This is a genomic window from Burkholderia sp. 4M9327F10 (assembly GCF_005503145.1).
In the GTDB taxonomy this organism is placed as follows: Bacteria; Pseudomonadota; Gammaproteobacteria; order Burkholderiales; family Burkholderiaceae; genus Paraburkholderia.
On record NZ_SCNV01000003.1, the window covers coordinates 118,181 to 131,823 of the forward strand.

Genomic DNA, 13,643 nt, shown 5'->3' on the forward strand with positions numbered 1-13,643 from the left:
GCGGCGCGGCGTTTCGTCTCGTCTCGCCGCCGAGCGTCCATAACCTGATCTGACCTGAATTGACCGGAGTACGCCGCATGTCCACTCAATCTCCCCAGTCCGCGCCGGACAGCCCGCCCGCACCACAGCGCAGCAGCGGCGCCGTGCGTGTCGTTTTGATCGCAGCCGGCCTCGCCGTCGTGCTCGCGGTGGCCATCGTGCCGCGACTCAATGCGAGCGCCGCGCTGCAACAGCAGACCGCGGCGCTCGCGGTACCCACCGTGCAGGTCACGCAGCCCGCCGTCGCGCCGCCCGACCAGACGCTGGTGTTGCCGGGCGACATCGAGGCGTATCAGCAGACGCCGATTTTCGCGCGCACCAATGGTTATCTGAAGGCCTGGTACGCCGATATCGGCGCCCATGTGAAAGCCGGGCAACTGCTGGCAACGATCGATGCGCCCGAGGTGGACGCCGCGCTGGGCCAGGCGCGCGCCGATGAACAGCAGGCGCAGGCGAACGATCAGTTTGCCCAGGTAAGCGCGGCGCGCTGGCAACAACTGGTGCAGACGCACGCGGTCTCGCAGCAGGATACGGACATGAAAGACAGCGACGCGAAGGCGAAGCACGCGGCGTTTCTCGCGGCGCAAGCGAACGTGGCTCGCCTCGCGCAGATGCAGTCCTATGAGAAGGTTTATGCGCCGTTCGACGGCGTGATTACCGCGCGCAACATCGACGTCGGCGCGTTGATCGACGCGGGTAGCGCGGGCGGTCCGGCGAAAGAGCTGTTCGATCTGGCGCAGACGGGTGTGCTGCGCGTCTATGCCGACGTGCCGCAGGACAACGTAGGCGCCTCGCTGGACGGCACCTCGGCCTGCCTCGAAGTCTCGCAAAGCCCCGGCAAGTGTCTGCCGGGAACGGTGGTGCGCAATGCGGGGGCCATCAATGCGGTTACGCGCACGCTGCGCATCGAAGTTGACGTGCCTAACGCGAATGGGGCGGTGCTGCCAGGGTCGTATGGGCAAGTGCATCTGTCCGTGAAAGCCGCTCAGCCGGGCTTGTCGCTGCCAGTGAACACGCTGTTGTACCGGCCGGAGGGCTTGCAGGTGGCCACCGTGGATGCGCAGAACAAGGTGCTGCTGAAGACCATCAAGCCGGGCCGTGACTTCGGCACGCGTATCGAAGTGGCTTCAGGTCTGGTCGCGACCGACCGGGTGGTCCTCAATCCGTCCGACTCGATTACGAACGGTCAGGCTGTGAAGGTTGCCAGTTCGTCGGCAGCGACGGCAAGCGCCGCGGGGAGCCACTCATGAAACCTGGCCAACCTGGGCGTATGCCATGGCGCTTAACCCGAGCGCCACTGCTCGGCGCCGTCTGCGCGGCGGCTTTGCTGGGCATGACCGGTTGCTCGATCGGGCCGGCCTATGTGCGACCCGCCGTGAGGGTGCCGACGGCTTATAAGGAAAACGGCGGGGCGTCTGGCGCCGGCGTGCTCTCGACAAGCGCTGCCAATTCAACCACCGGGCCGGCCGCGCCCGCACAGGCAGCCCCTGGCTGGACCAGCGCCGCGCCCGCCGATAGCAAGCCGCGCGGCGCGTGGTGGACGCGCTTCGGCGATTCCGAACTGAACACGCTCGAAGCAAGCGTGAGCGTCTCGAACCAGACAGTCCAGAAGGCGGTTGCGCAGCTTCAGGAGGCGCGCGCGATGGTGCAATCGGCTCACGCCGCTTATCTTCCGACGATAGGCGCGGGGGCGAGCGCAACCCGCGAGCACGATTCCGCAAACGTGATCGGCCATCAGGGGACCGCCGGCAAGTCGTACAACGACTATGCTGTCGCGCTCGATGCGAGCTGGGAGCCGGATCTGTGGGGCAGAATCGCGCACGAGAACGACGCGGCGCGCGCCGGTGCGCAAGCCAGCGCCGCCGATCTCGAAAGCGTGCGGCTTGGCGTGCAGGCCGAACTTGCGGTTGATTACTTCAACCTGCGTGGACTCGATGCGTCGAAGCGCCTGCTCGACCAGACCGTCAAGGACTATCAGCAGACGCTCGATCTGACGCAAAGCCGCTTTACCGTTGGCGTGTCGTCGCAGGCTGACGTCACCCAGGCCCAGACGCAGTTGCAGTCCACCGAAGCGCAGGATATCGATCTGGGCGTTGCCCGCGCGCAATACGAGCACGCCATTGCCACGCTGACCGGTGTTCCCGCCTCGACGTTCTCGTTGCCGCCGGCCGTGACGGACTTCACGCCGCCGGCGATTCCCGTGGGCGTGCCCTCCGAACTGCTGGAGCGGCGGCCCGATATCGCCGCTGCGGAACGCCGTGCGGCCGCTGCCAACGACCAGATCGGCATCGCCCAGTCCGCGTTTTACCCGGACCTGGTGCTGTCGGCCACCGGCGGCATAGGAAGTTCGACGCTGACGAACTGGCTCACTGCGCCGTCGCGGATGTGGACCATTGGACCGGCCCTGATCGGCACGCTGTTCGACGGCGGCCGGCGTGAAGCGATGACCGCGAAGGCTAAGGCGCAATACGACGCGAGTGCGGCGGACTATCGCCAAACCGTGCTGACAGCCTTTCAGGAAGTCGAAGACAACCTCGCATCCTTGCGCATCCTTCAGCAGGAGGTCAGCAAGCAGAACGAGGCGGTTGCATCGGCCAGGAAGACCTTGCAGCTCGAACTCGACCAGTACCGCATCGGAACGGTGGGCTATCTGGAGGTGGTCGCCGCGCAGAGTACGGCGTTGGCGAACGAGCGCACGGCGGTCGATCTTTCGCGCCGGCAGATGGACGCGAGCGTGTTGCTGGTGAAAGCATTGGGCGGCATCTGGTGATGCCTGGCCCGACGCCGCAGCTAATCACATTGCTAATTACGCCGCCAATCAAATCGTCATCTTCGACAGGGAGAATTCCCTTGGCGGCGCGCTGAAACAGATTGCCATGGGTGCCGCCGGGGGAGTAAACCGGATTCGAACTATTACAAGGTTGAAGATGTCAGAACGGTGAAAGCGCCTTCGATATTTCCGTCCATCCATATCGACGAGTTGCGCCATGCAATCATCCACGATCAAAACGCTCCGCGTCTATCTGCTGACAGCGTCATGCGCTGCTATGGCGATAGAAGTCATGGCGCTGCTGGCAATCAGTCTGTTTGGCGTTTCAGAAGACGTGTTCGCGTTGCCGGCATTTCGCGCAGCAACCGTGGTGGCGATTGCGGGTGTCGTAGTGCTCACAAGACTCGTGGCCCACGCCGCATTTCTCTCAACCTTGTTGCATCGCTACGCGTCCTTCCTCGGTGTCTTCACGCAACGCTGGGTTCGACGGTTCGATCGTCCTCGCCGGACATAGGCCCAAAGCCCGTCGGCACGATCACAAGCGGGTGAGCCGCGGTGTCTTGCGCGTCAGCCAGGGCGAAAGCCTCCGCAATGATCTTGCGCACATCCTGACGCATCATTGTCACTTCGAACGGCAGGTGCGCGGCAAACGGGTCCCAGTCGAAGCACCCCACAACGCTCGACTGCCAGGCGTCGCGCGGCAAGCTCGACGCGAACTGAACCAGGCCCTCAAACGCGGTGATCGAATTCATCAGCAGGCCGGCGGGGAGGCGCCCCAGGCTCTCATAGCGGCGCGCCAGCGCGCGCCGTGCAGACGACGCGTCATAGCCGAAGCAGTCAACGGCGTCGGCTGCCGGAGTGATGCCGCGCGCCGCGAAGGCGTCGCGGTATCCGGCGATACGCATATCCGTCGCATACTCGTCCACGACGCCGCCCAGAAAGAGCAGCTCGTCCGCAGAGGCGCCGCGCGCCGTCATCTTGTCCATCAACACGTCGGTCAGCGCACGCGCGCCGCCGCGATTGTCCGACACGACGGACGGCGCAGCCGGCCCAGGCAGATCGACATTGATGCAGGGAATACCCGCCGATGCACACCGGTCATTGAGCGGTGTCGGATTGCGCACGCCGGCAATGAACAACAGCTCGACCTGTTGCGAGATGAGCGTCTCCGTCACGCTCAGTTCCACGGCCGGATCGCGTTGGGTGCTGACGACGATGGGGCACAGGCCCCGGCTTCTCGCGTAGTCCTCGAAATTCTCGACCAGCCCGGCGAAAAAGCGGTTGCGGTAGTGCGGAAGAATCATGCCGGCCAGACCCGAGCGGGACAGCCGCAGCCCGCGGGCCTTCATGTTGACGTTGTAGCCCAGTTGCTCGGCGCTGGCGAGGATCCGGTTAGCCGTTTCCTCCTTGATCCGGTAGCGCGCCCAGGTGCCGTTCAGCACCATGCTTACCGCGGAGATTGAAGAACCGGTCGCCTTCGCGATGTCGTAGATCGTGGACTTGCGGTTCGGGTTGGTACGGGCCATCTGCGGTTCACTCCAAAAAGCACTTTTGTTCACGCTGCGCAGAAGGTAGTCCTTTCGCCGCAGAAAGCCAGCCTAGGGTATTCACTGAGTTGACGCATTTGCTGAATGGATTCAGCATTTCTCTCACTCGATTGCTGAATGGATTCAGCAAATGAATCAGCAAAGTACAGCACCGAGCGGGCAGCGAATTTTCCAAAACCTACTTGGACGACTGGTGCCGGCTGCCAGCGCTCCAGCGGAGGAGACATGTCAAAGAGTTTTGTGCGCACGTTGTGCGCAGGCGTCGTCGCGTTTGCGATCAGCACGGGCGCAGCGCTGGCTTCGCCTGACCATCCCGTGATCGGTGTTGTCGTCAAGATCGGCGGCATTCCCTGGTTCAACGCCATGGAGGCAGGGATCAAGAAGCAGGCGGATCAACTGGGCGTGAAAGCCTTCATGGTCGGCCCGACCAGTGCGGACCCGGCGTTGCAGGTGCGGGCCATTGAAGACCTGATCGCGCAGCACGTGGATGTGATCGGTGTGGTGCCGAACGATGCCCAGGTGCTGGAGCCGGTGTTGCAGCGTGCGCGGGCGGCGGGCATCAAGGTCATCACGCACGAGTCTCCGAAGCAGGAGAATGCGGACTGGGACTTTGAGCTTGCTTCGGTCAAGGGCTTCGGCGAAGCCTACGCGAAGCGCCTCGCCACCGCGCTTGGCGGCAAGGGCGAGTACGCGGTCTTTGTCGGCTCGCTCACGGTGCCGTTGCACAACGCATGGGCCGACGCTGCCATCGCTTATCTCAAGGCCAACGATCCCGACATGAAACTGGTCGGCGACCGCTACGGCGTAGCGGAGAACGTCGACGCTTCGCGTCAGACTGCGCTCGATTTGATGCGGGCTCATCCCGACCTGAAGGGCATTCTTGCCTTCGGCAGCCAGGGCCCGATTGGGGCGGCGCGCGCCGTGGCAGAAAATCACGCGCAAGGGAAGGTCGTCGTACTGGGACCCTTCTCGCCGGGGCAGGGCAAGCGTCTTGTGCACGATGGCATCCTGACCGGTGGCTATATGTGGAACCCGGAACAGGCGGGCGAAGTGTTCGTGACCTTGGGGACGATGGTGGCGAAGGGCCAGCCGATCAAGGACGGCACGAATATCCCGGGTCTCGGTGTCGTTCATCCCGTTGGTCATAACCTGATCGTCGACCAACTGGTGGATCTCAACGCGAATACCGTTGACGCTCTCGCCAAGTCGGGTCTTTGAGCGTGACGCGATCGGGCAGGGCGTGAAGGGGCGTGAAGGGCCGCAAGCGCGCGCCCTTCACTGGCCGATAGAACGTGTATCGGATCGCCTCGCTTTGCCCGCAGCATTGGAGTGTTCCCATGAATCCATCCGCTTCCACGGCTCGCCTCGCGCCCGAGCGAGACCGCACGAGCGATGCCGCGCTCGTCTCCGGCACCGGCCGCGCCGCGTTGCTTAAGCTCGACAATATCTCCAAGGTATTCGGCGGCGTCAAAGCATTGCAGGCGGTGAAGTTCGAAGTCATGCCAGGAGAGGTGCTATGCCTCGCCGGCGAAAACGGCTGCGGCAAGAGCACCCTTATCAAGGTCATCAGCGGCGTCTATCAGCCGGAGCCGGACGCCGTGATGCTGATGGATGGCCAGTCGATCGAAGGGCTGGACCCGGCGAAGGCGCGGGAACTCGGCATTCAGGTGATCTGGCAAGACCTCGCGCTGTTTCCCGAGATGACGGTGGCGGAGAATATCGCCTTCGAGCAGAACCTGGGCCCGCGTCCGCGGCTCGTCAACTACCGCCAGATGAAAATTGCGGCGCGGCGCATCCTTGAGCGGCTGGGCGTGGATATAGACCTCAATCGGTCCGTGCGCTCGCTGTCGATTGCCCAGCGCCAGGTGGTGGCGATTGCCCGCGCACTGGTGGCCGAGGCACGCCTCGTATTCATGGATGAGCCGACGGCGTCGCTCAGTCACGCCGAGACGGAAGCACTCCTGAAGATTGTCCGCCGCCTCTCGGCGGACGGAATTGCCGTCGTCTTCGTCAGCCACCGGCTTGCGGAGGTGCTCGACGTTTGTACGCGCGTGACGGTGCTGCGCGATGGGCAGTTCGTCGGCACTTTCCCGACCGCCGGCATGACGCAAACGCGCCTCACGGAGCTCATGACCGGGCGCACCTTCGACTATGCGGTGCGCACGACGGATCTGTCGGCTGCGCCCGTCGTGCTGCAAGTCGAAGGGCTGTCGCGACGCGGTGAATATGACTCGCTGTCGTTCAGCGTAAAGCGAGGTGAGATTCTTGGCGTAACCGGCCGGCTGGGCGCAGGGCGCACGGAGCTTGCGCTGTCGCTGTTCGGAATGACGCGGCCGGATGCGGGCGTCATCACGCTCGATGGCAAGCCGTTGTCACTGCGCGGCAACCGCGACGCGATCCGGGCCGGCATTGCCTATGTGTCCGAGGATCGTCTTCAGCTCGGGCTGGTGCAGCAACAATCCATTGGCGACAACACCGTGGCTGCGGTACTGGACGACCTGCTGGACGCCGCCCATCTGATCGCACCGGGCAAACGGGACGATCTGATTCGCGGCTGGATCGGGAAACTCGCGGTCAAGATCGGCACGCCCGACGATGCGGTGTCGACACTCTCCGGCGGCAACCAGCAGCGCATTGTGCTCGCCAAGTGGCTCGCAACCAACCCGAAGCTGCTGATTCTCGACTCGCCTACGGTAGGGGTGGACGTGGGCGCCCGCGCGGGCATCTTCGCGATCATCCACACACTCGCCGAACAAGGCATGGCCATCCTGCTGATCTCCGACGAGATCCCAGAGGTCTATTTCAACGCCGACCGTATCCTGCATATGCGCAACGGCCGCTTCGTGGCGCAATACGTGCCGGGCGCTACAACCATCGAGCAGATTGAGCGAGACATCCATGCCTGACTTGCGCAAATGGGGAATCGGTACGACCGAGGCCTTGCTGATTCTCGTCATCGCCGTGATGGTGATCGGCCTCAGCGTGTCGACTTCCACCTTCCTGACTCTGCCCAACCTGTTCGACCTGCTCAACCAGAGCGCGGTGAACATCATCTTCGCAGTCGGATTGCTGGTGGTGCTGATCGCGGGTGGGATCGACATCTCGTTTGCGGTTGGCGCATCGGTGGTTCAGTACCTGACTGCGCTGACGGTCATGCACCTTGGCGGCGGCAACTGGGTGATCGGCTTTATCGCAGCCGCTGGCTTCGGCTTTCTGCTCGGGGCCATCAACGCCACCTTCATTTACCGCTTCCGGATCGTCTCGATTGTAGTAACCATCGCTACCTTCAACATATTTTTCGGCGGCCTGATGTTCCTCACGGGCGGGGTGTCGATCTACGATCTGCCTGACTGGTGGATGAACCGGGTCTCTCTTATACAGGTGAAGACCGCCAGCGGTGTCGCCGATCTCGCGCTGCCGGTTGCAGTGATGGCCGTCATGGTCCTCGCCACGTGGTTTTTGCTCCGGCGCACGACCACCGGGCGGCAACTCTATGCGATGGGCGACAACCCGGAGGCAGCCCGTCGCGTCGGTATTAACCTCGGCACCATGCATTACGTGGCGTTCGGCTGGCTCGGCATGATGGCCGGCGTGGCGGGCCTGATGCAGGCTCACTATGTCCAGGAAGTCGTGCCCAATGCGCTCTACGGACGTGAACTCGAAGTTCTCGCAGCGGTGGTGCTTGGCGGCGCGCGACTGGGGGGAGGGCGCGGCACGATCCTCGGCGCCATTCTCGGCATCATGCTTACCGCGATTACCGCCAATGGTCTGAACCTGCTTGGAATCTCGCCTTACGCGTTCAAGATGATTATCGGCGCCATCATCCTGAGCGCCATCACCTTGTCGAGTGGAGGCTTCGCCCGGCTGGTCGAATCGCGCTTCACGCCGCAACGCCCAAAGGTCTCGCCATGAAATCGTCCTCGCAACGCCCGTTTGTGCCACACGTGCCTGCCGACGTGCTCGGCCTGCTCGGATTTCTCGTGTTCGTGGTCGCGGGCATGAGCCTGGCGGCGCCGCACTTTTTCTCTCCGGACACCTTTGTCTCAGTGGCCTTTCAACTGCCGGAACTCGGGCTGTTCACGCTGGCCATGCTGATGCCGCTGGTTTCCGGCGGCTTCAACCTGGCGGTGACCTTTACTGCGAATATTGCCGGCCTCGCCATGGCCTGGGTGTTGCATTCGCACGGCGGGGTGAACGCCGGCGCAGGCGCTATCGCATCAGGAATCGCCGCTGCGCTGGCTACGGGCGCCGCCTCCGGATGGGTCATGGGCGCCATCATCGCGCGCACTGGCGCGAGCCCGATTCTGGTCTCCCTGTCGATGATGATCTTCCTGCGCGGGCTCGGTGAGTTTCTTACCCACGGCGGCGACATCTCGGGCTTTCCACCGTTTGTGCTGACGATGGGCAACGGGCTGATCCTGGGCGTTCCTGTGCCGTTGTGGATTTTCGCCGCCTGCGCGGTGCTCTGGCATGTGGTCATGACGCGTACCCGGCTCGGCTTTGCGACCCGCATGATCGGCTCGAACCTTGAGGCGACCCGCTATTCGGGCATCCCGACTACGCGTGCGGTCACCCGGATCTATATGCTCTCGGGCCTGATGTGCGGTGTCGCGGGCGTCGTGATGCTCGCCAGCTTTAACTCGGTGCGGGTTGGGCATGGCGAGGCGTTCCTGCTGATTTCCGTGCTCGCATGTTTCCTCGGACGCGTCGACCCGTTCGGCGGGTTCGGACGCGTGGTGCCCGTGGTGATTGCGCTGGTCATCCTGCAGGTGATCGCCTCGGGCCTCAACCTGCTCGGCGCCAGCCAGCACCTGGCCACCGCCTTGTGGGGTGTGTTTCTGCTTGCCGTCATGCTCATCCGCTGGGCTTGGGCGCACGGCTCTTTTCAGTCCATGGTCCGCACACGCGTGACCGCATCAGGAGGAGTCACTCAATGAATACGCTAGGGGTTCATGCATTGGTATGGTCCGGCGATCTGACGCCGGAGTCGACCCGCAAGGTGATCAGTCAGACCAAAGCGGCCGGCTTCGACCTCGTCGAACTGTCGTTACATGGGCCGAAGGTGATGGACCTCGGGCTCACTCGTGATCTCCTGCAGGAGCACGGGTTGAAACTGGGTTGCTCACGCGGCCTGACTTTCGATGCGGACGTGTCCAGCGACGATCCGGCTTCTGTTGCACGTGGGCTGTCGCTGCTGGAGGAAGGTATCGGCATTACCGCCGAACTCGGCGGCAATTATTTCGGCGGCATCCTCTACGGTGCGATGGGGAAGTATGCCGCGCCGCTTACCGCGCAAGGACGCCGCAACGCGGTCGATGCGCTCAAGCGCGTGGCTGACTTTGCGCTCAAGAGAAATATCACACTGGGTCTCGAGGTGGTGAACCGCTACGAGAGCAATCTGCTCAATACTGCCTCGCAAGCGCTCGCGATGCTGGACGAGGTGGGAGCGCCCAATGTCGTCGTGCACCTCGATACGTATCACATGAATATTGAGGAGTCCGATTTCATGCAGCCGGTTCTGGCCTGCGGAAAACGTCTCGGCTATGTCCATATAGGCGAAAGCAACCGGGGTTATCTGGGCTCGGGCACTATCGATTTTGCGCAGTTCTTCCATGCGCTTGCGATGATCGACTACCAGGGCGTGATCACGTTCGAGAGCTTTTCATCGACGGTGGTGAACGAGCAATTGTCCAATGCGCTCGCGATCTGGCGTAACCTGTGGGACGACGGCATGGACCTGGCCACTCATGCGCGAAGCTTTATCGCAGGAGGGATCAACGCCGCGGCCAAGGCGAGGGCGCATCATTAGAAGCAGCAGAGGGATGCGCCGCCAATCTGCCTGGGCGAGGCGGGCGGCGCTTGCTGCCTGCTGCGTGCTGGAAACAACTAACCCATACAAACCAGATGGTCCCGATGATCGAACATCATTTCTTGTCCAGACTAGAACAGCTTATCGCTGGCGGAAAACGCCGCATCCTTGGGTTGACCGGAGCGCCGGGCGCCGGCAAATCGACGCTGGCGCAGGCCATTCTCGAAGCGCTACCCGGCCGTGCAGTTGTTGTGCCGATGGACGGATTTCATCTTGCCAATGTCGAACTCGAACGTCTGGGCCGCGCTTCCCGTAAAGGCGCTGAAGATACCTTCGACAGCGCGGGTTACGTTGCATTGCTGGACCGTCTGCGTGCGCAGCGCGACGACGAGGTGATTTACGCTCCCACGTTTCGGCGCGAGATTGAAGAACCCGTGGCCGGAGCGATTGCCGTCACGCCGGATGTGCCACTGGTGATTACCGAGGGCAACTATCTGCTGCTCGATCGCGGCCACTGGAAGTCCGTCCGGCCGCTGCTCGACGAAGCGTGGTATGTCGATCTCGATCCGGAAGTGCGCAGGCAGCGCCTTGTTTACCGCCATGTGCAGTTTGGCCGCGATGAAGCCGCGGCGAGAAGCTGGGTTCAGCATACCGACGAGGTTAACGCAGCGCTGATCGAATCCACGCGAGCGCGCGCCGACCTGGTGTTCCGGGGGCTGTGAGAAGGCGCAGGCAGTAGGCGAATAAATCGGACGCCCGCACGCATCACGCTTCTGGTTTAGAGCGCGCCCGGATCAGCGAACTCACCCGCTCGGCATCGGCCGGCGTTGCTGGGTTGTAGATCACCATGCTGAGATCGGGCCGGCCGTCGACGGCGAAGGCCGAATATTCGAAGGCAATCGTCCCGGCGATCGGATGCCGGAGATGCTTCACGCCTTCGCCGGGCGCCCGCACGTCATGATCGCGCCACAGTGCTGCGAATTCCGGGCTCACCCGGCACAGTTCCTCAACGAGCGCGGCCACCTGGCCCGTGGCGCCGGCGCGTGCGGCATCTACCCGGAACGATCCCACCACAAAGCGGGCGGCGCTTTCCCAATCGAATTGGGCGGCGCGGATGCGCGGGTCGCAAAAGACCTGGCGCAGGATGTTGCGTTGCCCGGGCGGCAGCGCGTCATAGTCGATCAGCGTCGCGGAAGCGGCGCGGTTCCATGCGACGACGTCCCACGTGGCGGTCTTGATTAACGCAGGACTGGGCTCCAGCACGTCGAGTATGCGCTGGAGCCGCGGCGTAACCGTGTCCCGTGCCTCATAGCGGACCTCGGGCGGACGGCCGAGGCCAAGCAGGAACAGATGCTCGCGTTCGACTTCTGTCAACAGCAACGCGCGTGAGATGCGGTCGAGCACTTCAGCCGATGGCGCCCCGCCACGACCTTGCTCAAGCCACGTGTACCAGGTTGCGCTGACGTTGGCGCGCTGCGCGACTTCCTCGCGCCGCAGCCCCGGTGTGCGCCGGCGCGTCGACTCAAAGCCGAAGGCCGCGGGGTCTAGCTTCGTGCGGCGATCCCTGAGGTAGGCTCCAAGCAGATTTTCGTTCTCGTCCGGCATGCGTACCCTGTTAGTCGGTATACCTGTATAACGTCACTACTTTACCCGTATAGAGTACGCGCCAAGAATCGCTCCTGTCCACTTGGGATCAGGAGAGTTTCCATGAAAGTTTTTGTGACCGGTGCAACCGGCTTCGTCGGTTCTGCAGTCGTCAGGGAATTGCTCGATGCGGGGCACCAGGTACTCGGTCTTGCGCGCTCGGAGGCAGGGGCGGCGTCGCTTGCCGCAGCGGGGGCGCAGGTGCATCGCGGCACGCTCGAAGATATCGACGGCCTGCGCCGCGGTGCGCTTGCGGCGGACGGGGTGATCCATACGGCCTTCAACCACGATTTTTCGAAATTTGCCGAGAACGCCGCGACGGAACGGCGCGCCCTCGAGGCTCTGGGCGACGCGCTCGAAGGCTCCAGCCGGCCGCTGATTGTGACCTCCGGGGTCGCGCTTCTGACGCCGGGCCGCGTCGCGAACGAGGAAGATGTCCGCGCTCCTAACCCTGCGTTTCCTCGTGCGCCGGAAGAGGTGGCCACCGCGCTGGCGGCGCGCGGCCTGCGTGCCAGTGCGGTGCGCCTTGCACCCTCGGTGCACGGCGAAGGCGACCATGGCTTCGTGCCGAGGCTGATCGCCATTGCACGCGAGAAAGGCGTCTCGGCTTACGTCGGAGATGGGCTCAACCGCTGGCCCGCCGTGCATCGTCTCAATGCGGCTCATCTGTTCCGTCTCGCCCTGGAAAAGGGTGAGGCCGGAGCGCGATATCACGCGGTCGCCGAAGAGGGGGTGCCGTTCAGGGAGATCGCCGAGGTGATCGGCCGCCAACTGAACGTGCCGGTCGTCAGCAAACACCCCGAGGAGGTCGGCGAGCATTTCGGCTGGTTCGGCATGTTCGTGGGCATGGACGTTCCCGCCTCCAGTCAACGGACGCAGGAACTGCTGGGCTGGCAGGCAGACGGGCCGGATCTTCTGAGCGACATCGCTCAGCCTGGTTATTACGTGCCTGCGTGATGTCCGGTAGGGAAATACCTGGCAAGCCTAACCGTCGGCGTGGGCAGGACCGCCATCACGGCGGTCGGTGAACGGTCCTCAACCGTATGGGAGAGCAGGAATGACTGATCCCGCGATGTCCCTGGAAGGAAAGCGCGTAGTGGTGATTGGCGGCACGTCGGGAATCGGCTTTGCGGTTGCCGAGCTGGTGCGTTTACAGGGCGCTGCGGTGGTGGTCGCCTCGAGCAATGCGGCGAAGGTCAAGGCCGCGCTCGAGCGCCTGCCGGGTGCGACCGGCAGCACCGTCGATCTGCGCGACGAGGCTGGCGTCGCCGGTTTCTTCGACGAGTTGGGTGCATTCGATCATCTGGCGATCACGGCCGGAGACTGGGGCGGACCGATGTTCGTATCCTCCCGCGACCTTGACCTGGCGCAGGCACGGCAACTCCTCGACGTCCGCTTCTGGGGCGTGCTCGCGGTGGTCAAACACGGCTGCCGCACAATTGCCCAGGACGGCTCGATTACGCTGACGAGCGGCATGCTCGCGCACCGGCCGCGCAAAGGCGCTCCCATGGCGACGGCTTTTGGGGGTGCCATCGAGCATCTTGCGCGCGGTCTCGCGGTGGATCTCATGCCGGTGCGCGTCAACGCCGTATGCCCGGGCCTCGTGCTGACCGAGCACGTGAAGCAGATGCCCTCGGCCATGTTGCAGTCGATGGTGGAGCCTCTGCCCGTGCCGCGGGGCGCGACGCCGCAGGAGGCCGCGAAGGCATATGTGTATCTGATGCTCAACGGCTATGCGACTGGGCAGATCTTGCCCGTCGATGGTGGTGGGCTGGTGGTCTGAGTCGTGCGATGCCGCCACGCCTTAACGGCAGCGGCTCGATGCACGCTGTTT

13 protein-coding genes are annotated in these 13,643 nt (G+C 63.6%); 11 read left to right on the forward strand and 2 right to left on the reverse strand.

Annotated elements, in window-relative coordinates:
- Positions 1-77: 77 nt before the first annotated feature.
- The 3 genes from FFS45_RS04755 to FFS45_RS04765 all read left to right on the forward strand — a co-directional run bounded on the left by FFS45_RS04755 (position 78) and on the right by FFS45_RS04765 (position 3,323).
- A complete protein-coding gene (locus tag FFS45_RS04755; protein WP_137953562.1) occupies positions 78-1,289 on the forward strand; it encodes an efflux RND transporter periplasmic adaptor subunit in 1,212 nt (403 codons plus the stop codon).
- Positions 1,286-2,809 (forward strand): efflux transporter outer membrane subunit, encoded by a 1,524-nt coding sequence (locus FFS45_RS04760; RefSeq protein WP_249362636.1) that lies wholly within the window; start codon positions 1,286-1,288, stop codon positions 2,807-2,809. Before FFS45_RS04755 ends, FFS45_RS04760 begins: the two co-directional genes overlap by 4 nt.
- 217 nt (positions 2,810-3,026) lie before the next feature.
- Positions 3,027-3,323: a hypothetical protein gene (locus FFS45_RS04765; protein WP_137953563.1), complete on the forward strand. Its 297-nt coding sequence runs from the start codon at positions 3,027-3,029 to the stop codon at positions 3,321-3,323.
- Here the strand turns inward: FFS45_RS04765 and FFS45_RS04770 are convergent.
- Entirely contained in the window at positions 3,277-4,335 is a 1,059-nt protein-coding gene (locus FFS45_RS04770; RefSeq protein ID WP_137953564.1) for a LacI family DNA-binding transcriptional regulator, read from the reverse strand. The two genes, FFS45_RS04765 and FFS45_RS04770, sit on opposite strands and share 47 nt — an antisense overlap.
- Positions 4,336-4,581: 246 nt before the next feature.
- Between FFS45_RS04770 and FFS45_RS04775 the strand changes: the two genes are divergently transcribed.
- The 6 genes from FFS45_RS04775 (at position 4,582) to FFS45_RS04800 (ending at position 10,887) form a co-directional block, all read left to right on the forward strand.
- On the forward strand, positions 4,582-5,574 hold the full coding sequence (locus tag FFS45_RS04775) for a substrate-binding domain-containing protein (RefSeq protein WP_137953565.1): 993 nt from the start codon (positions 4,582-4,584) through the stop codon (positions 5,572-5,574).
- 119 nt (positions 5,575-5,693) lie between these two features.
- Positions 5,694-7,262 carry a sugar ABC transporter ATP-binding protein gene (locus FFS45_RS04780; RefSeq protein WP_137953566.1) on the forward strand — a complete coding sequence of 523 codons (1,569 nt, stop codon included), beginning with the start codon at positions 5,694-5,696 and terminating at the stop codon, positions 7,260-7,262.
- Positions 7,255-8,268 (forward strand): ABC transporter permease, encoded by a 1,014-nt coding sequence (locus FFS45_RS04785; RefSeq protein WP_137953567.1) that lies wholly within the window; start codon positions 7,255-7,257, stop codon positions 8,266-8,268. The genes FFS45_RS04780 and FFS45_RS04785 overlap by 8 nt, the downstream gene beginning before the upstream one ends.
- Positions 8,265-9,293 (forward strand): ABC transporter permease, encoded by a 1,029-nt coding sequence (locus FFS45_RS04790; protein WP_137953568.1) that lies wholly within the window; start codon positions 8,265-8,267, stop codon positions 9,291-9,293. Before FFS45_RS04785 ends, FFS45_RS04790 begins: the two co-directional genes overlap by 4 nt.
- Positions 9,290-10,165 carry a sugar phosphate isomerase/epimerase family protein gene (locus FFS45_RS04795; RefSeq protein ID WP_137953569.1) on the forward strand — a complete coding sequence of 292 codons (876 nt, stop codon included), beginning with the start codon at positions 9,290-9,292 and terminating at the stop codon, positions 10,163-10,165. Before FFS45_RS04790 ends, FFS45_RS04795 begins: the two co-directional genes overlap by 4 nt.
- A 95-nt stretch (positions 10,166-10,260) precedes the next feature.
- Positions 10,261-10,887, forward strand: a complete 627-nt coding sequence (locus tag FFS45_RS04800; RefSeq protein WP_137953570.1) for a nucleoside/nucleotide kinase family protein — start codon at positions 10,261-10,263, stop codon at positions 10,885-10,887.
- Between the two features lie 43 nt (positions 10,888-10,930).
- Here FFS45_RS04800 and FFS45_RS04805 read toward each other — a convergent pair whose 3' ends face one another.
- Positions 10,931-11,770, reverse strand: a complete 840-nt coding sequence (locus FFS45_RS04805; RefSeq protein WP_137953571.1) for a helix-turn-helix transcriptional regulator — start codon at positions 11,768-11,770, stop codon at positions 10,931-10,933.
- A gap of 102 nt (positions 11,771-11,872) precedes the next feature.
- Between FFS45_RS04805 and FFS45_RS04810 the strand changes: the two genes are divergently transcribed.
- On the forward strand, positions 11,873-12,766 hold the full coding sequence (locus FFS45_RS04810) for an SDR family oxidoreductase (RefSeq protein ID WP_137953572.1): 894 nt from the start codon (positions 11,873-11,875) through the stop codon (positions 12,764-12,766).
- 100 nt (positions 12,767-12,866) lie between these two features.
- Entirely contained in the window at positions 12,867-13,592 is a 726-nt protein-coding gene (locus FFS45_RS04815) for an SDR family oxidoreductase (protein ID WP_212745698.1), read from the forward strand.
- The last annotated feature ends 51 nt before the right edge of the window (positions 13,593-13,643 follow it).

Excerpts from the sequence above, each read along its gene's own strand:
- FFS45_RS04755 (WP_137953562.1), top strand. The coding sequence starts at position 78 with ATGTCCACTCAATCTCCCCAGTCCGCGCCGGACAGCCCGCCCGCACCA.
- FFS45_RS04760 (WP_249362636.1), top strand. The coding sequence starts at position 1,286 with ATGAAACCTGGCCAACCTGGGCGTATGCCATGGCGCTTAACCCGAGCG.
- FFS45_RS04765 (WP_137953563.1), top strand. The coding sequence starts at position 3,027 with ATGCAATCATCCACGATCAAAACGCTCCGCGTCTATCTGCTGACAGCG.
- FFS45_RS04770 (WP_137953564.1), bottom strand. The coding sequence starts at position 4,335 with ATGGCCCGTACCAACCCGAACCGCAAGTCCACGATCTACGACATCGCG.
- FFS45_RS04775 (WP_137953565.1), top strand. The coding sequence starts at position 4,582 with ATGTCAAAGAGTTTTGTGCGCACGTTGTGCGCAGGCGTCGTCGCGTTT.
- FFS45_RS04780 (WP_137953566.1), top strand. The coding sequence starts at position 5,694 with ATGAATCCATCCGCTTCCACGGCTCGCCTCGCGCCCGAGCGAGACCGC.
- FFS45_RS04785 (WP_137953567.1), top strand. The coding sequence starts at position 7,255 with ATGCCTGACTTGCGCAAATGGGGAATCGGTACGACCGAGGCCTTGCTG.
- FFS45_RS04790 (WP_137953568.1), top strand. The coding sequence starts at position 8,265 with ATGAAATCGTCCTCGCAACGCCCGTTTGTGCCACACGTGCCTGCCGAC.
- FFS45_RS04795 (WP_137953569.1), top strand. The coding sequence starts at position 9,290 with ATGAATACGCTAGGGGTTCATGCATTGGTATGGTCCGGCGATCTGACG.
- FFS45_RS04800 (WP_137953570.1), top strand. The coding sequence starts at position 10,261 with ATGGTCCCGATGATCGAACATCATTTCTTGTCCAGACTAGAACAGCTT.
- FFS45_RS04805 (WP_137953571.1), bottom strand. The coding sequence starts at position 11,770 with ATGCCGGACGAGAACGAAAATCTGCTTGGAGCCTACCTCAGGGATCGC.
- FFS45_RS04810 (WP_137953572.1), top strand. The coding sequence starts at position 11,873 with ATGAAAGTTTTTGTGACCGGTGCAACCGGCTTCGTCGGTTCTGCAGTC.
- FFS45_RS04815 (WP_212745698.1), top strand. The coding sequence starts at position 12,867 with ATGACTGATCCCGCGATGTCCCTGGAAGGAAAGCGCGTAGTGGTGATT.